Genomic DNA, 16,229 nt, shown 5'->3' with positions numbered 1-16,229 from the left:
GTAGTGCTCCCCGCGCCTGCGGGGATGGTCCCAAGAACGGCAAGCCGTGGTCCGGCTGGTTCCCGTGCTCCCCGCGCCTGCGGGGATGGTCCCTTCCCCGCGGTGAGCGCGGCGACGGCGACCGTGTGCTCCCCGCGCCCGCGGGGATGATCCCGGAGTGGCGAACGGCTGGTCCTTCAGGACCAACTGCTCCCCGCACGCGCGGGGATGATCCCTCGACGCAGGGGGTGGCCGTCGCGAACAACAGCTGCTCCCCGCACGCGCGGGGATGGTCCCAGGCCCGCGATTTTGGTGCCGATCGAGGAGATCTGCTCCCCGCATGCGCGGGGATGGTCCCTGCACAGCACCACGCTCTCCACGCTTCTTGGGCTGCTCCCCGCACGCGCGGGGATGGCCCCTCGGGGCAGGGGCAGGTGCCTTCGACCGCGGCCTGCTCCCCGCACGCGCGGGGATGGTCCCGCTGCTGCGTTCCGGGGCGGTTGGGTGATCATCTGCTCCCCGCACGCGCGGGGATGGTCCCTGCTTAGCTCCGGGGGTCGTGGTGCCGAGCCCGTGCTCCCGCGCACGCGGGGAATGGTCCCTCCGGCCCGCCGAGGATGAACTGCGACTTCCGCTGCTCCCCGCACACGCGGGGATGGTCCCTCAGGTTTTCATCAGCAGAGTTCGGCGACCAGAGTGCTTTCCGGTTCTCGCACGCCGTACGTCCCAGCCGTGCCTCGCCTGCCGCACCGCCGATCGGTGAGTCCTGGTCCTGTCACCGGCTTGCTGCCCGCAATAGAGGCCGGGGCGACGATGTCGCTCATCCGTCGATGAGCACGGGCCCGGAATGCGGCGCCCGGGCCCGTCTTGATGCAGGTTGCGCAGGGTCCGCTCCGCGCACGCTGGGTGGTCCCGAGTACGTCGGACCGCAGGTCGCGCAGGGTCGTGCTCCGCGAATGTGGCTGTCGCATAAGGCGCTCTGGCGCCTGACAGGTACTCAGCGGACAATCGGTGCCACATTCTGTTGTCTGAGGGGGCTGGCATGGGTGTTCTGTGGCCGTTGGAGCCCGCTACGGCGGCCAAGCACCGTCTGTACCAGCGGTATCTGGATGCTTGGTGGCCGATCCTGCTGCAGACGTCCCAGCGCACCGGCTTCAGCAGGCCGCGGGTGACGCTGCTGGACGCGTTCGCTGGCCCGGGCCGCTATGAGGGCGGTGAACCCGGCTCGCCGGTGTTCATCCTGGACCGGCTCCTGCATCACACCGCGGTAGAGCGGATGAACCTCAGTCCGCACCGGGTGCACCTGATCTTCATCGAAAAGGACAGGACCCGCCATGAACACCTCCTGACCGAGCTGACGGGCCGGTTCGGGAAGCTCGCCGACCTGCCGGTTCGGGTAGAGGTTCGGCGTGGCGAGGCGGGTCGAGACAGTCTGCCGGTGCTGACCGAGCTGGGCGCGTGGGGGCATCCGATCCTCGGCATCTTCGACAGCTGGGGCAGCGTGAACGTGCCACTGGAGGTGGTGCACCGGATAGCACACAACCGCTCCAGCGAAGTCATCACCACCTTCGGCCCCAACTGGTTTAGTCGCCGCGAGGAGTTGAACGGTGACATTCTTGACGAGGTTTTTGGTGGACGTGAGCACTGGGCGCCAGCTGCCGAAGAGGCTAGGCCTGACGAACGTTGGCGTGCATGGCTGGGCACCTACCGCAGTGCACTCCGTCGGGCAGGCTTCGGCTACCAACTGCAGTTCCGGCTCGTGCCTCGCACTGGGCAGCCCCTGTACCTGGTCTTCGGCACTGGCAGCGACGCGGGGCTGAAGGCAATGAAGGAAGCGATGTGGAAGGTCGACGACCGTGACGGCGAGAGCTTCCAAGACCCCCGCACCCGCGGGGCCCAGCCGGTCGGCCAGCTCGACTTCTTCCAGTCCGTCGACGCCTGCGATCCGGAGCTGCTGGAGCTGGTCACGCAGCGGCTCACGCTCGGTAAAGCCACGGTGGAGACGGTCGGGCAGTGGCTGCTGACGGAGACCGCCCGCTGGCTGCCGACACACGCGCTGAAGGCGGTGCGGCAGATGCGGCAGGACGGCTCCGTCGTGGTCCAGTCGCCAGGCAAGCTGACCAGCAAAAGCTGGATCAGCCCGCCTGCTGCGGCCTGACGGAGTCGCCGGTCACACCGAGGTGCTGTCTTTGAGTTTCGGATACTCGCGCACCCGCAGATCCGCAGGGAAGCGGGCGATGTCCTTGTGATGCCGCTGGTCCCAGCAGGAGCCGAGTTGTTTGACGAACGGCGCCGTCCCGGAGTGCCGGCACCGTTCGACGATGTCAGCGGCCCACTTCTCCCGCATTGGCCGGGCACCCGGGCCGGATTCGCCACCGACGATCGCCCAGTCGATGCCGGTCAGATCCAGGCCGGTGAGCGGCCCGAGCAGCGGCTCGCACGACAGGAACCGCACAGCCGCCGGGACGAGCCGCAGGTCGTCCACGCGCGGAAGTTCCTTATCAGTCTCCACCGACACGCCCATCCACAGGTTGGCAGGCCACTGAAGGCGGTCCGCGACCAACCGCAGCCGCCGCGCCCGCTTGGTCAGAACCTGGTACGTGTGCTGCGGCGTATCCGAGATCACCTCGAAGACACGCCGCACATAGTCGAGCGGGACTCGCGCGTGGAACAAGTCGCTCATGGAGTTCACAAACACGGTGCGCGGACTTTTCCACCCATACGGCACGACCAGTGCGTCCGGGTGCAGAGTCAGCCCGAACCCCGCGCCCGAGGTGCGCGGGTCCCCGTCGTTCTGGTATTTCGCCGATCCCATTGCCTTCAGCCGTTTGGCCAGGGTGAGGGCGTAGCAGTGGTCGCAGCCGGCCGATAGCCGGTCGCATCCGGTCGTCGGATTCCAGGTCGCCTCAGTCCACTCGATAGAGCTGCGGTCGCTCACCGGTCCCCTCCCACCCTCATGCCCGTGGTGCCACTGCTGTGGCCGACTATCACGGTGCGCTGCCTAACGATGCCGTCCCAGCCGGAGTCGCGGGATACGTACGCCGGTATCCGACCGCATCCGGTTCCTTGCCACACTCCCATATCGAACTCCTGTTTGAAACAGGGCTGTTGGGGCCGCTTCGCCCGCCGTTCACGCGGCCACCGCGGCCGCAACTGCGGATCCGGGCGCCAGGGTCCGCAGCCCACCGACGGCCCTGCTCCCGCTGGCGACAAGCGGCCGAACCGATCGGACCACCCTGGAGTCGTGCTAGCGACCATCACGATGCTTCCGCACTGGTCAAGGCCAGTTCCTGAGCCAGGTGGCGTGCGCAGACGCTGCGTGTCGGCAAGGACCGGCGGCCACACGGCACTCCGTCCCCACCACGGCAGGTCACCGCCCGGGCCAGGCAGTCAGGCACAGCAGATGAGGGCGCGGCCAGCGCGACGGCTTCCTCGCGGCAGGGCTTACACAGGCTGTCCTCGAGGGCGCGGCCGACCACGAGGATCCGGGCGCCGCAGCCCCCGCAGGAACCGCGCGGCGGACCTTGCGGCCCACGCTGCGCCGGGACCGGGGCCGGAGTGCGGGTCGCGTCGTCCAGCATGCCGCCGGTGTAGCGGCCGCCTGGGCCGGGACGGGCGCCGTGTTCGGGGCACAGGCTCTGCTCGATGCGCTGGGCACGCCGCCGGGCAGCGGTCCTGTCCTGGACGATCTCGGCACACACCTCGCAGTCCTTGCTGGTCGACCACAGGACACCGGCCTCACAGTCCCGAAAGCCGCAGCCCCAGCGCGGCAGAGCCACCCCCAGCAGCCAACGGCCCGGGTCGCGGATCTCCGAGAGCATCACCTTGGCGAACCGGGCGGTGAGCCGGTGGTGCAGACGCTCGGCGTCGGTGCCCTCTCGGAGCTGGCGGCCCACCTCACGGGCGATCTGCCGGACGACGAAGTCGCTGTCCACCCGCTCCAGCAGCAGGTGCACCGGCTCCAGCACGGCGTAGATCTGCGGGCTCATCGTCAACTGCGGTCCGTCGTACGACGACCGCGCCGACCGCCCGCCCCTGCTGCTGCGCTTTGCGGTTTCACGCTTCGAGGGGGAGGGCTGGCTGTTTCCACCCGCGCGAAGCGCGAGACCACCGCCAGCTTCCGTACGCGCAGTCGCAGCAGCCGGGTTTCCCACAGCCCGAGCACCCTCAACTACCGGTACCTCGCCTGCGGCGGGTGAGAAGAACGCGCCCTCGTCATCTGGTGAGTCAGTCATAGGTGATTCCCTATTCGCGAGGGATCCCTCACCAACCGGCGAACCCGACCCCTCACCAACCAGGGAACTAACCGACTCCCACGCACCACTGGTCACCGTCGCCTCAGCAACCCCAGCAACCGCCGCGCAGCCACCCTCCGGACGGGCCTCGGGAGCAATGTCGTGCGCGATGTAGCGATGACGACCCTGAGCCCCCGCACGCCGCTGCACCGTCACCCAGCGCGCCGACTCCACCTCGTCCACCACCGCCGACGCCGCCGTCACCGACAACGGCTGACCGGCCTTCTGGCCCGAGTGGTGCCGCAGGCCGGCCGCCAGCTCAGCCTCTGTCAGCGCGATGCCCCGCGCCTGCGCATACGAGAGCAGCGCGAATGCACGCAACTGCCGGGGCGTGAGATCCTCTGCGGCCGCCACCGGCAGCCACACGAATGCCTCCGTACGAGTCATCACCCGCACCGTCCGCACCGCCGACGTGCCCGTGCCACCAGGCAGCGTCCGACGATCCGAGACCAGCTCCACCACGCCGTCCGGGCCCGGACGGCGCAGCTGCGTCATCCCCCGCTCCACCGACGCCGGCGACATCCCCAGATACGAGGCGATCGTCGTGGACTTCGCCTGGCACCCCTCCGGCCGCATCCCGAGCGCCTTCACCTTCACGTACACCGACAGCGCCACGTCCTGGTAGTGCGGCGAGGACACCAGACGCATCGGCACCCGCACCCGCTGCCGCCGAACCGGCGCACTCCCGTCCACGGCAGCGGCTGACGCCGCCACGGCGCTCATCGACCCACCGCCCCGACGGGAGCGGTGGCCATAACCAGGGCCGAAGCCATCTGCGTCATCGAGCCGATGTACACGCCAAAGCGGACGCCCCCCGCAGCGGGCAGAACGCATGTCTCGTGATCCATCCGCCGACCCTGCATCAGGCGGCCTGTGAACAGAGGCTGTCCAGCCGCGAATACCGCTGGCGCTCCCGTCCGACGGATATTGATCTTGGTGTTGGTCCCGCCAGACGGAATGGTGTTGGCGAACAGAGTGGTAGGGGTCGTCACACCTGCTACAGGTGCGAAAAACGTGCCCGGTGTGACAGGTCGGCGTGGTGAATCCACTCCCGGTGCGGCTTCTACGGGAGGAAACGGTCGAACCGACGTGTGGCATCCCACTCGGCCAGCCCCGCATGCCTGGCGAACCAGGGCGAAACGGGCATAGGTGGGCTGGAAAACGGCATAGCAGTCCTGCACAATGACTCCTGTCGTTGGAGGCATCGCCAAGACGGCATGACGAAGCCCCCCTGGCGGCTTCGTGGTTCTGGGAGAACCGAAAATTGAATCGCTCGCAGCCGGCTGGCACCGGGGCGGGCAACTCCTCCGGGAGGCTGTGGCAGGCCAAACCGGAGATCAGAAGGGGCGCCGTGCCCTGGTGAGTGGCATCACCGAGGGGCCGGGCCCGGCGGCGGGTAGGCCGCCCGTATCCACTAATTCATTGCGACCCCCTCAGGGGCGTCGTGTACCCGCAGCCGACCTGGCGCGGAAGATCAGAAAAGGCGCAGAAGCTGTCACGAGCCCGGCGGCTCACCGCTGCTGGCGTGGAGGAGACGGCAGTGCGCATATGCGGGCACCCCCCCGGAGCGACGCTCGCACGTCGCTTCACCGGCGGGGTGGTGTGTGTCCACGAGCGGGTACGGGTACCCTGCATCACGCGGCCGCCTTTCTCGCATAAAGGTGGGTCGCCGGGTCGGGAGTCTTCTCCTGACCGAGAGCCCCCAGGACTTGCCTAAGGTCCAGGGGGCTTTTTTCGCATAACTGCGGATCAAGTCCGCGGCCAGCCTACTCCCCTGACGCCCCATAGAGTGACTACGGGTGACACCGTGTCGGGCCGTAGCTTGACGCACCGTCAGCACCCCCGCCCCCTGATCCCGATGCGGCGTCGTCGGCCGCCACAGCGGCACCGTTTGTCGAGGATGGAGCTCGGAACCGCCGGACGAGGTCGACCGAAACGCCGATCTTCACGGTCCGGCTGCGAGGAGATCTGATCACGTACACCTGCTCCGTCATGCAAGGACCCCCAGGTGTGGGTTGACAGCTTTGGCGGCCGCCGTCAGCTCGGGCAGTTCGACTACCGTCACCCCGGCCTCCATGCAGCGATACGCCGTTAGGGCGGTGGGCATCAAGCCTCAGCATGGCTTCAGGACCGAGGCGTAGTAGGACGCGAGCACCGCTTCCGCCCCAGAGCCCTGAGCTGTCGTGACGCGTTGGAACTGGGCCGACCTCAAGTCGCCAGCGACCCGAATCCGAGGGTGCTGTTTGCCGGGTGGGCAGTAGCCGTCCTCGCTCGCGGTGAGGCCCTCCAAACCCGCTGGCGTGTTGCCGAGGTTGTTCAACACCGTTTTGGCGACGTAGGGCTTGTGCTCACCCTGCCGGTCCTTGACCTGCAAGCTCCACTCGTCTCCATAGGCCATCGGCGACAGGACGACGTGAGAGACGGGCACGATGTGTACACGCTCATCCCCCGCGACTTCGACGATCTTGTAGTCATCTGCCGGCGGACAGAGGACATGCAGCGTCGTTGAGGAATTCGGGTGGGTGCGGAGCCATGTTCCGAGGGGGCGGTCCCCTCCGAGGACGTAGGTCCGGCCTGCTAGATCTGCAGGCTCGGTGCGCCACAGCGGAGGAACGGACGAACGGGCGGGAGCGCTGATCCAGTCGGCATCGGGAGGGGCCAAGGCGGCCACGCCGGTGGCGACCACGATGAGCTGCGCACTCAGTACGCGTCCGTCCTCGAGTACGAGCTCCGCCCGGTCGTCGTATCCGGTGACCCTCGTCGCACGGCCCTGGACGACGGAGCATCGGTCAGCCTGCTGTAGGCGGTCCAGGTCAGCGGCAAGGGCTTCAGCAAGTTGGGGGCCGGCCGCCCAGTTGCCAGGGACGTTCTCCAGCGCCCCGATGACATGCAGTTTTCCGCCTACTGAGTCAGCCTCCACGATGACCGTTCGGAGGTTCAGGCTGGCTGCCATCACCGCGGCCGCCACGCCTGACGGGCCGGCGCCGACTGCCAGCACATCTGTCTCGTGCGGTGTATTCATGCGTGGGCTCCCTGCGTACCACTGATTCGGGACAAGACAACTTCGCTCGTGACCAGTTGCTCAGCGCCGATGTTTCGGGAGGCGAGCAGGAGCGCGGCGTCGTGGTAGCGGGCGCCGCCGGTGGAGGCACAAGCGTCGGTGACAATCCACGGCCGGTAGCCAGCCTGATAGGCGGCGACAGCGGAGTCGTATACGCATGCGTCTGTGTCGATGCCGCACAACACCAGATCGGTCCAGCCCGCCTCACGAATGGTCCGGGCGCCCTCGGGGGTGAACACCGACGCCTGGGGCTTGTTGATGATCGCGGCGGCGCTGGCGGCGAAGGGGACCAGGTCAGCAACGAGGGCTTGTTCCTCGGGAGTACGCAATCGCGTCCATCCCGTGATCGTTTCGTACGGTGACCCGGCCTCGTTGTGGAACCGCGACAGCACCACGGGAGCGCCAGCTGCTTGCCAGCCCTCCACCAGCCGAACCACCGCAGGGATGACCCCGCGGCTGTGCCGGTTGACGAATCCCTGCTGCACATCAATGACCAGCAGCGCTGTTGATCGAGGGTCCACCCACTCCGCCTTCCACATGGCCGTCACGGATTGCTGTCTCGGAGAGCGTCCTGGGCGGCGCGCAGCCGATCAGGAAGCTCGCTGGTGGCCAGGATGGCCTCGCGCATCACACGGTGTTGGGCGGTCTCAGTGGGGCGCGCGGTAGTGAGCCGGAAGTAGGCGCTGCGCAGAAAGCGCCAGCCGTAGGCCGTCGGCATCACCGGGTCCTGGCCGTCTTCGATCGTGTGCAGGATGTGCGACGAGAGGGCCCAGAGGGCCTGTACGTCAAGCTCAAGGGCCACGATCTGGCTCATGGTCAGAGCCCGCTCATCCTGCTGCGGGTGATAGGCGACACCAGACCAGCCGACGACGCCGCGGGAGACTCCGCCGTCGAATGTCACGGCCTCGGGGTGAGCCCAGCCGTCACGGAACTTGGCTTCCTCTACCCCTGGCCCCAGCGGCACCACATCTGCTGGGTTTTGCCGGTTGACCAGCACTGATGGCGTAGCGAGCAGTTGGAGAGCCGTGTCCAGACCGGCACTTGACCAGGAATGTGCGCGGAGCTCGTAGGCCGACAGCACGTACTGCGGAATGAGCGACTGGGCAGGCTGGTGCTTGTCGTCGCTGTGGCGGTCCAGCAGGTGGGCCATCCATTTGCCTACCCAGCCCGGTTCCTTCAGGTACGTGCGGTAGCGCCACAACGCCAGCTCGGTCAAGGACTCGAGACGATGGCGCTCTTCGAGATGCACCACAGCGACACCGCAGGCGTATATGTGCACCGTCGACGACTGCGCGGAGTCGTGGTCAGCTGGCAGGACTCGCTGCTTCAAGCCACCTGGCCCTGGTTCGCTTGGCGAACCCGCAGCGTAGAGAGGCGTACTGCACTCACCGAGGTACACCGGCAAGAACTTGTGGGAGACAACGGTGCACGGTGCTGGACGCGCTGCCGACTCCGCGTTGAGGGGAGCTGACGTTCCACGCAGCGCTGCCAGACGGAGGCTGAACGCCTCCTGCTCAGCCGGGGTGCACTGAAGGAGCGCCGTGTCCAGGATCTGTGCCATCTGGGGACGGCAGACACTCGTCTTGTTCCGCTGCCAGTTCGAGACGGTCCGGGGGCTGATGCCGAGGCGACCGGCGAACTCGCGCACAGACGCTCGCATCACCGACCGCAACAGCAGCGCCTCCTCACCTGTCCACCTGTCCACAGCGATCACTACACACCCCCTTGGCGGTCACCTTCCAGGTATCAACGGCCCTATTGCCACGCTGTTTCTACACCACTTCCACGGTCGGGCATCTCGCTCAAGGCCCCTGGTGCGGATGCTGGTTCTTGTTGTTCCACACCTGCAATTCCGGCGCCCGGTGTGGCGAGTGGGAGGTAGAAGTCAATGTGGACCGCCGTCCGTGGAGGGGCGCGCACGGTGGAGCTCCGCCAGCACATGCTCCGGTCGCCCGTCGTACACGATGTGTGGCTCATCGTCGGTCGGCGGGGAGAAGCGGCCCGCGTGCCTGAGCAGATCTTCCTCGCTGAACTCGATGCTGTTCGCGTCGAGCATCGACTGCTCGTTGCGCTTCCGGATTCGGTCCCAGCGCACCTCATGCGGCACAGGCAAGTAGATGAGAACGGGCTCGCCGCCGGCCTCCATCACGGTCGCTGCCCACTGCGCCCGTTCTTCCGGAGTCCAGAAGCCGTGGTCGACTACTGCCTCTTGTCCGGCCGCCAGGAGTCGCTGGAGCTCAAGGGCGATGTCCTTGAGTACGGGTGCCTCCCGGACCCTGAACTGCCCGCGGGGAAAGTCCCTGCCGTAATGGCCGTAGCGGCGGAACATCTCCTCGTCAGGGCAGAGGCGCCGGAATCCGGCCTCTTCCAGGGCACGGGCGAGGGTCGTCTTGCCAGCGCCCTGCAGACCGGACATGAGAATCGCGCGAGGCGCGGGGCCGGGTCGGCCGGACAATGCGGCGGCGATGCGCGTGATCTCGAATCGTCCTTTCAGCGTGAGGGTGTCGGTGCGCTCGGTTCGAAGGAGCTGGCCGAGGCGGCCTTCGAGACAGCAGACGAGCGCGTCGTCCAGTACGGCGGCGTCGGACGTGGTCACCGCTGCACCTCTGACGTCGTGCGCCGGGTGCGACCCGGGGCGCCCAGGTCCACGCCGTATTCCAGCAGTTCACCGTCGGCGTCCAGGAAGCGTGCGGTCAGCACAAGGATTGCCGCGACTGTGTCGGCCTCCAGCTCCAGGAGCTCGAGGTCGCGTTCCGTCGCGATGCGAGCCGTCTCCTCATCCACGCGCTTAACAACGTGCCGCCCGGTAGCCCGAGCGATCAAGTCGAGCGACAACCCGCCCTTGAGTCGCTCGTTCCGCGCCAGCTCGGGCACGGCTTGGGCGAGCTCCGTCGGGATCCATGACGTGGAGTGGGAGACGATGCCATGACCGTCCCGGTAGACACGGCTACGGCGAATCACGTCGTCGCCAGGCGAAATGCCCAGCACGTCAGCGACGTCTTCGGGAGCCTCGACTATGCCGGCGGTGTGGCCGGACGACTTCTCGCCGACGCCCCACGACGACTGCGTCTTGCTGCTGCGATCGTGGCGCTCTGCCCCGGAGGACAGCGAGATGGGGCACGCCATCACCTCGGTGCCGACACCCGGGATGCCCTGCACGAGCTTCTCTTCGCGCAACAGGCGCATGGCCCGGTCCGCAGTGGCTGTGCTGACCTCCCACTGGGTCGCCAGCGCCTTGATGCTGGGCAGAAGGTCACCGGGCGAGAGCTCCCCAGAGCTGATCAGGTCGCGGTAGTGGCCCGCGATGCGCGCGTACGGAGGCCGATTGTCGGCTCGGGGTGGCCCTGACATGTGCCTTCGCCTCCTTCAAATTTCCTCTGGGTGCCTCACTATACCGCTTGACACCTGAGGGTACCTGAGGCAACCTGATGTATGTAAGGCGTCGGTGCTCCTTCGGGAGCACCGAGTAGGCACCATCGCAGCAGATCGCCACTTCGGTGGCCGGAGTTCAAAGCCCTAGCCACTTCGGTGGCTGGAGCCCGAGGCACCTCTAACTCCTCCGCCCATGGTCTGCGGCGAGTACTACCCCGCAGCGCTGATGCGTTGTCCGTCCTTCGGGACGCCGGTTCGCCGTGCGGCCTGAGGGGCGGAGAGAGCACCTGCGACGCACCCCTGTCACTCCGTAGAAGGAGCCCTCATGCTTACGCGAACCCGTGACTTCACCGCTCAGAAGCGTCCGCGCCGGGTCCGGTCCCGCGCCATCAGCGCCCTGCCTCCGCTGGTCGTCTCCAGCCTCGAGCCGCACGAGGTCGACCTCGCCTACTCCACGCTGGTCTGCCCCACCTGCCGTACCTGGGTGCCGATCAACACGCCGCATAGCTCGCGGCCCAAGCTCGTCCCTCACCACACGAAGAAGGCCGGCACCGACGACCCGGTCCGCTGCCCCGGCAGCTACCGCCTGGTCACCGTCGACCTTTCCGTCGACCAGTGGTTCCAGCGGCTGGAAGAGGGTCTGACCCAGACGGCCGGCCGACGCTCCACCCGCGTGATCCGTAAGCCGAAGGCCGGTTCGACCCCGGCCGTCATGCAGATCGTCGGCGGCACCGTGGATGACAAGACGGCTCGCAAGCTGGACGAAGCCCACGTCCGCGGCTGCTCCACCTGCTCTATCAGGGACGACAAGGGCAACATGCTGCGCGCCGCCGACCTCGCCTCCCGGTGCACGGACGGCCGCCGCCTTGCCCAGCTTGCCGCGCACACCAAGCGCCTCGCCCCCGCTCGCCGCAAGGCGCAGATGGACCGCGAGGACTTCAACGACCGCCGGGCGTGGGGTCTGCGCCTGCTGCACGAGCAGCAGTGGCAGAACGTCTCTGAGGCGGTTGCCGATGCCGACCTCCGGCGCGTCCGTGACACCTTGGCCGCGCTGATCCAGATGCTCAACCCGCGCAAGGCCGACGCCCCGCAGCTCACCGCCTGGGAGCGCGCCGACTTGATGAGCGCGATCACTCTCCTGGCGACGCAGGAAGAGCAGCTCACCCGGTAGGTAGGACCGCACGACGAACGACCACGGCCCCGGCCATCCCGATCGCTCGGGACGGCCGGGGCCGTGGCTGCTCGTACGACCAGCCAGCAAAGCGACAGCCCCGGGGATTGCGCCCCCGGGGCTGTCCAGGACCTGTCTAGGAGGACCTGATGCACACCAGCATCGCACGCCCGATCGCCACCGATTCCGACCCGGACATGGATGAGGCCCTGCGCCGCGTCCGGCAGGGGAAGTGAGCGGCATGGACTGGCGTCACAACGCGGTCTGCCGCGAAGAGGACCCCGAGCTGTTCTTCCCCATCGGCAACACCGGCCCGGCGCTCCTGCAGATCCGGGAGGCCAAGTCGGTCTGCCGCCGCTGCCCGGTCATGGAGCAGTGCCTTCAGTGGGCGCTGGAGTCCGGCCAGGACGAGGGCGTCTGGGGCGGGTTGTCCGAGGACGAGCGCCGCTCGATGAAGCGTCGCGCGGCCCGGAAGCGGGCGGCGCGGAGGCTGGCATGAGCGAGGCCGAGCGCCAGGAGCTCGCCGACAAGCTGCACCGGACCAATGCCGACCGCGACTTCGGTCGGAGGTCCCGTGGCTGAGTCTCTGCACGCTCGCTACATGAAGGCCAGCGCCGCCTGCCGTGCGCACGGTGAGTCCTGTACCAGGTGCTCGCCGGACGCGCGGTGCGAGACCGGTCAGCAGCTGTACGAGGTGTTCGTCCGCCTGCAGAACTCCTATCTCGCCCAGCAGAAGAGGCGCTGACCGCGGTACGGGACAGAGCTGCAACTCCTGGCCCGCGTCACGCTCTTCCTCCAGGCCGATCGCCCGTACCCCGGGCGGCCGGCCTTTCGCACGCCTCCAGCCCGGGAGAGTCTCGGGCCCGCATCCCCGCAGGAGAGCCCATGCGTAGCAGTACCCAGATCGACACCGCGACGACCGCCACCGGCCCCGCCCGGCTGCCGGACTCGCTGTGCTTGCACACCCCGCAGTGCCCGTCGGCCAGCAGCCCGGACCGGGAGGCCGCCCACGTCGTGGCCGCGCACCCGGAGCAGGGATGGAGCCTGCTGTGCAACGCCGTCCTGCTCTTCGAGGACACCGGCGAGCTGCTCCCCGACGGTGAGATCGTCGTGCCGCACCGTCCCGCGGTCCTGGTCTGACGGCTGCCTGGCACCGCTCGCACCGACTGCCGCTCTCGCGGCGGTGCGGTCCGGGCGATGTCGGGGAGCCGGACAGTCCGGCCCGCAGACAGTCAGGACGATGACCATGCCTCTCCTCCTCACCCGCTTTTCGGACCGTGTGACCCGGAACTTCGTCCTCGGCTGGACGTGCCAGGGCAACGGCGGTTGCGGCGCCACCGACAACGCGGACACCGACGACGCCTGCGGCTGCTGCGGGCGCGCCTGGGGATAGCACCGCGACTGGTCCGGCCCTGCTGAGCGGCATGTGCCATCACCGTCTGAGCCGTTCGCCGTCATCTTGGTGGCGGGGTTGGGCGGCGGCGCTGCCCTCCCACCTCGAGCAGGTGATTTCGCGCCCGCCCGGCGGGAGCCGCACCCAGTTTCGCGCCCACCCCGCGACGCTTCGCGAGACCGGCCGCCCACCTCCCGGGCGGCCGGCCTTTTCGTGCGCCCGGAGCGGGTAGAGCCGATGCCAGTTTCACGATCAACCGACTGCTCCGACCGCCGTTTCGGGAAAGCACCGCCGCGTTTCGGGAGCAGCCCCCGCCGTTTCGCGCACGTCCTGAACGCCCTCTTGGGAGGCCCCCCATGACGATCACCGAAGTGCCGCAGAGTGCGGCACCTGACGCCCCCGTTTCGAGCCCGCCGGACGCCGTTTCGGGCGCACCGGAGAAGACTTCGGGCGCGGCCCGGACCGTTTCGCGACCGGACAAGCGGAAGACGATCAAGCCCGCCCGTGACCGGCTGATGACTGCCCTGTCGCTCGTCGCCGCGGTCGGCGGCACGCTGGTCGGTGTCATCGGCTTCGCGATGTCGTACAGCACCCTGGCCAAGGTTGCCCTGAGCTGGGGATTCAGCAAGGAACTGGCCCCCTGGTTCCCGGTCGGCGTCGATGCGAGCATCATCGCGTTCCTCGCCCTGGACCTGTACCTGATCCGCAAGAGCACTCCATGGCCGCTCCTGCGGCTCGCCGCGCACGCCATGACGGGCGCGACGATCTGGTTCAACGCCAGCTCACAGGGCCAGATCAGCACCGACCCGGTGCAGGCCGCCAGCCATGGCGTCATGCCGATCCTGTTCGTGATCGGCGTCGAGGCCGCCCGCCGCCTGATCATTCAGAAGGCCAGGCTGGAGGCGGGAACGGTCACCGATCGGATCCCGCTGCACCGCTGGATCCTCTCCCCCATCGCCACGCCGCGGTTCTACCGCCGGATGCGGCTGCACAACGTCACCTCCTACCCGGAGATGATCCGGCGCCAGCAGGAGCTCATCGGCTATGAGCAGTGGCTCAGGCGCAAGTGCGAGGGCGACCTCGGCAAGGCGAGTGAGGACGAACTGCTGCCGATGAAGATGGCTGCCCACGGCTACACCGTCTCGCAGGCTCTCGCGATGCCTGAGCAGCAGGAACGTGCTGCTGAGGCGCGCGCGGAGGAGGCGGAGCGCCGGCGTCTGGACGCGGAGACGCGCCAGGAGCTCGCGCGGAAGAAGGCGGAGGCCGACCGGCTGGAGGCGGAGGGCAAGCTCGAGGCTGTCCGTGCCCGGGTGGAAGGCGAGACCGGCCAGGCCCGTGCGCATGCCCGAGCCCAGGTCAGCGCCGCAGAGCGGGCCGCTGAGCTGGAGGAGGCGGCGTTGGAGACGGCCGTCATCGCCGAAGCCCGGGCCCGCGCGGCGGAAGCTGAGCGCAAGGAGGCCCAGGAGTACGAGGCGAAGGCCGCCGCGGACGTCCGCGCGGCGGAACTTGAGCGCCAGGCGGCGGAGAAGCGGAGGCTCGCGGCGGAGGCCGACCGCATCGCCGCGGCGGAGGCTCAGGCCTTCGAGACGGCGGAGATCGCGGAGGCCCGGAAGCGCGCTGCCGAAGCCGGCCGCGCCGCCGCCGAAGCGGAAGAGGCCGCTGCCGAAACCCGCCGCCGCGCTGCCGAAGCCGACCGGCTTACGGCGGAGGAGAACGAGCGCAAGGCGACTGCCGACGCGAACACGCAGGCGGCCCGCAAGCGGGAGGCCGAAACCGAGTACGCCGCTGCTGAAGCCCGGCTCGCCGCTGCCGAAATCGAGCGGCGCGCGGTCGAAGCCGAGGACGTCGCGAAGCTCAAGCCGCGCGAGCGGGCGGTCCGCAAGGTCGCCCGGATGATCCTCACGGCTGGCGACGCCGGCCGGCTGCCGCTCGCGGACATCCAGCGCGAGCTGGCGGTCGCCTCGCCCGGCACCGCCTCGGAGTACCGCCAGGAGGCAGCCGAGCTGCTCGCGGGCGGCTACCGCCCGGAGTGGTGACCTGCACGACCCGCGGTTTCGACGGTTCCACCGGCCCCCGAGACGAAGACAGCGCCTCGGGGGCGCGGTGAAGGCGCCGAAACGCCGCCCCTCAGCCTGCCACCAACTCCTGTGGCAGCGCCCCGTAAAGGAGAGAAGTCCCTGATGAGCGACGAGAAGCAGCCGCGGAAGGGCGTGTGGACGCCTGACTTGCTCGCGGAAGGACCTGAGAAGCGCCGGGTGTTCATCGAGCAGCGCAGGCAGTACCTCGCCCCTCTGCTCGCGGAGTCGAAGGCGCTGCTCGCCGAGATCGAGGCTGATCTGGGCGAGGCCGACAAGCTGCCCGGTGACCTGCCGTTTCAGTCGAAGCTGCGGGCGCGCCACACGGTCCGGCCGCTGGCGAAGGTTGTCGCGGACTTGGAGGACGTGATCGTCCAGCTCACCGCGTACAGCGCGCGCTACCGGCGCAGCTATGAGGAACTGCCCGCAAAGCGGGCCGCGAAGGAGGCTGAGCGGCAGCGCCTGAAGGAGCTGAAGGCCGGCGGAGGGCAGCAGCAGATCGAGGCGCCCGAGCCGAAAGCGGAACCCGCGACGGATACGAACCCGTTCTTCGCGCACCTCAACAAGGGGGCGTGATGCCGGGCAAGGATCCTGCGCGGTCGAAGCGCCTCACGTTCGAGCTGTGGGCGCCCCGGATCAACGCGGCGGCCACACCTCGCGATCAGGTCGTCGTCCTCATCGATGCGGCCCGTGCGCACCTTCCCGCCGACGATCCGATGTGGGCGGCAATGGCTGGCCAGCTCGGCAAGTACCTGAAGGGGAAGGGCTTCGGCTCGTAACTCTCCGCGTTCAAAATCAACGTTCAAATCAAGGAATCCGGCCGCTTCGGCTGTCGCCACACGTGCGCGTCACGCGCGCGCGTACGCGAGGTGGACGGTTACGT

Annotated in this window: 16 protein-coding genes and 1 CRISPR repeat array (1 of these 17 running past the window's edge); of the genes, 9 read left to right on the top strand and 7 right to left on the bottom strand. The window is 68.5% G+C overall.

Annotation, left to right across the window (positions count from 1 at the left end):
* A CRISPR array of direct repeats spans window positions 1-638; the repeat unit is 29 nt; unit sequence CTGCTCCCCGCACGCGCGGGGATGGTCCC (it extends 423 nt beyond the left edge of the window).
* Window positions 639-1,021: 383 nt separating this feature from the next.
* Window positions 1,022-2,137: a three-Cys-motif partner protein TcmP gene (locus ACI2L3_RS32530; protein WP_404755990.1), complete on the top strand. Its 1,116-nt coding sequence runs from the start codon at window positions 1,022-1,024 to the stop codon at window positions 2,135-2,137.
* Window positions 2,138-2,149: 12 nt separating this feature from the next.
* Here the strand turns inward: ACI2L3_RS32530 and ACI2L3_RS32525 are convergent, their stop codons facing one another.
* The 7 genes from ACI2L3_RS32525 to ACI2L3_RS32495 all read right to left on the bottom strand — a co-directional run bounded on the left by ACI2L3_RS32525 (window position 2,150) and on the right by ACI2L3_RS32495 (window position 10,686).
* Window positions 2,150-2,917: a DUF5131 family protein gene (locus ACI2L3_RS32525; RefSeq protein WP_404755989.1), complete on the bottom strand. Its 768-nt coding sequence runs from the start codon at window positions 2,915-2,917 to the stop codon at window positions 2,150-2,152.
* Between the two features lie 319 nt (window positions 2,918-3,236).
* Window positions 3,237-4,997 (bottom strand): hypothetical protein, encoded by a 1,761-nt coding sequence (locus tag ACI2L3_RS32520; RefSeq protein ID WP_404755988.1) that lies wholly within the window; start codon window positions 4,995-4,997, stop codon window positions 3,237-3,239.
* A gap of 1,390 nt (window positions 4,998-6,387) precedes the next feature.
* Window positions 6,388-7,296, bottom strand: a complete 909-nt coding sequence (locus ACI2L3_RS32515) for an FAD-dependent oxidoreductase (RefSeq protein WP_404755987.1) — start codon at window positions 7,294-7,296, stop codon at window positions 6,388-6,390.
* Complete coding sequence (locus ACI2L3_RS32510) at window positions 7,293-7,883, bottom strand: isochorismatase family cysteine hydrolase (RefSeq protein WP_404755986.1); 591 nt, start codon at window positions 7,881-7,883, stop codon at window positions 7,293-7,295. The genes ACI2L3_RS32515 and ACI2L3_RS32510 overlap by 4 nt, the downstream gene beginning before the upstream one ends.
* Entirely contained in the window at window positions 7,880-8,587 is a 708-nt protein-coding gene (locus tag ACI2L3_RS32505; protein ID WP_404755985.1) for a hypothetical protein, read from the bottom strand. The genes ACI2L3_RS32510 and ACI2L3_RS32505 overlap by 4 nt, the downstream gene beginning before the upstream one ends.
* A gap of 633 nt (window positions 8,588-9,220) precedes the next feature.
* Complete coding sequence (locus tag ACI2L3_RS32500; RefSeq protein ID WP_404755984.1) at window positions 9,221-9,931, bottom strand: AAA family ATPase; 711 nt, start codon at window positions 9,929-9,931, stop codon at window positions 9,221-9,223.
* The gene (locus ACI2L3_RS32495; RefSeq protein WP_404755983.1) at window positions 9,928-10,686 is read right to left on the bottom strand and encodes a GntR family transcriptional regulator; all 759 of its coding nucleotides are present in this window, start codon (window positions 10,684-10,686) and stop codon (window positions 9,928-9,930) included. Before ACI2L3_RS32495 ends, ACI2L3_RS32500 begins: the two co-directional genes overlap by 4 nt.
* Window positions 10,687-11,032: 346 nt before the next feature.
* Between ACI2L3_RS32495 and ACI2L3_RS32490 the strand changes: the two genes are divergently transcribed.
* From ACI2L3_RS32490 to ACI2L3_RS32455, 8 genes are all read left to right on the top strand, one after another.
* Entirely contained in the window at window positions 11,033-11,878 is an 846-nt protein-coding gene (locus tag ACI2L3_RS32490) for a hypothetical protein (RefSeq protein ID WP_404755982.1), read from the top strand.
* A gap of 241 nt (window positions 11,879-12,119) precedes the next feature.
* Window positions 12,120-12,377: a WhiB family transcriptional regulator gene (locus tag ACI2L3_RS32485; RefSeq protein ID WP_404755981.1), complete on the top strand. Its 258-nt coding sequence runs from the start codon at window positions 12,120-12,122 to the stop codon at window positions 12,375-12,377.
* A gap of 102 nt (window positions 12,378-12,479) precedes the next feature.
* Entirely contained in the window at window positions 12,480-12,623 is a 144-nt protein-coding gene (locus ACI2L3_RS32480; RefSeq protein ID WP_404755980.1) for a hypothetical protein, read from the top strand.
* 206 nt (window positions 12,624-12,829) lie between these two features.
* Window positions 12,830-13,018, top strand: coding sequence for a DUF5999 family protein (locus tag ACI2L3_RS32475; RefSeq protein ID WP_404756022.1), 189 nt, complete (start codon window positions 12,830-12,832; stop codon window positions 13,016-13,018).
* Between the two features lie 100 nt (window positions 13,019-13,118).
* Window positions 13,119-13,271, top strand: a complete 153-nt coding sequence (locus ACI2L3_RS32470; RefSeq protein ID WP_404755979.1) for a hypothetical protein — start codon at window positions 13,119-13,121, stop codon at window positions 13,269-13,271.
* Between the two features lie 356 nt (window positions 13,272-13,627).
* Entirely contained in the window at window positions 13,628-15,307 is a 1,680-nt protein-coding gene (locus ACI2L3_RS32465; protein ID WP_404755978.1) for a DUF2637 domain-containing protein, read from the top strand.
* A gap of 144 nt (window positions 15,308-15,451) precedes the next feature.
* The gene (locus ACI2L3_RS32460; protein ID WP_404755977.1) at window positions 15,452-15,922 is read left to right on the top strand and encodes a hypothetical protein; all 471 of its coding nucleotides are present in this window, start codon (window positions 15,452-15,454) and stop codon (window positions 15,920-15,922) included.
* On the top strand, window positions 15,922-16,125 hold the full coding sequence (locus ACI2L3_RS32455) for a hypothetical protein (protein WP_404755976.1): 204 nt from the start codon (window positions 15,922-15,924) through the stop codon (window positions 16,123-16,125). Before ACI2L3_RS32460 ends, ACI2L3_RS32455 begins: the two co-directional genes overlap by 1 nt.
* The last annotated feature ends 104 nt before the right edge of the window (window positions 16,126-16,229 follow it).

Origin of the sequence: Streptomyces sp. NPDC029674, assembly GCF_044903205.1 — a bacterium.
Taxonomy (GTDB): domain Bacteria; phylum Actinomycetota; class Actinomycetes; order Streptomycetales; family Streptomycetaceae; genus Streptomyces.
Note: the sequence above shows the minus strand (reverse complement) of the source record. Positions and strands in the feature narration are given on the sequence as shown.

What these genes read in the sequence shown, in the direction of transcription:
- ACI2L3_RS32455 (WP_404755976.1), top strand. Translation starts at nt 15,922, where the DNA reads ATGCCGGGCAAGGATCCTGCGCGGTCGAAGCGCCTCACGTTCGAGCTG.
- ACI2L3_RS32490 (WP_404755982.1), top strand. Translation starts at nt 11,033, where the DNA reads ATGCTTACGCGAACCCGTGACTTCACCGCTCAGAAGCGTCCGCGCCGG.
- ACI2L3_RS32520 (WP_404755988.1), bottom strand. Translation starts at nt 4,997, where the DNA reads ATGAGCGCCGTGGCGGCGTCAGCCGCTGCCGTGGACGGGAGTGCGCCG.
- ACI2L3_RS32530 (WP_404755990.1), top strand. Translation starts at nt 1,022, where the DNA reads ATGGGTGTTCTGTGGCCGTTGGAGCCCGCTACGGCGGCCAAGCACCGT.
- ACI2L3_RS32470 (WP_404755979.1), top strand. Translation starts at nt 13,119, where the DNA reads ATGACCATGCCTCTCCTCCTCACCCGCTTTTCGGACCGTGTGACCCGG.
- ACI2L3_RS32480 (WP_404755980.1), top strand. Translation starts at nt 12,480, where the DNA reads ATGAAGGCCAGCGCCGCCTGCCGTGCGCACGGTGAGTCCTGTACCAGG.
- ACI2L3_RS32485 (WP_404755981.1), top strand. Translation starts at nt 12,120, where the DNA reads ATGGACTGGCGTCACAACGCGGTCTGCCGCGAAGAGGACCCCGAGCTG.
- ACI2L3_RS32495 (WP_404755983.1), bottom strand. Translation starts at nt 10,686, where the DNA reads ATGTCAGGGCCACCCCGAGCCGACAATCGGCCTCCGTACGCGCGCATC.
- ACI2L3_RS32515 (WP_404755987.1), bottom strand. Translation starts at nt 7,296, where the DNA reads ATGAATACACCGCACGAGACAGATGTGCTGGCAGTCGGCGCCGGCCCG.
- ACI2L3_RS32460 (WP_404755977.1), top strand. Translation starts at nt 15,452, where the DNA reads ATGAGCGACGAGAAGCAGCCGCGGAAGGGCGTGTGGACGCCTGACTTG.
- ACI2L3_RS32465 (WP_404755978.1), top strand. Translation starts at nt 13,628, where the DNA reads ATGACGATCACCGAAGTGCCGCAGAGTGCGGCACCTGACGCCCCCGTT.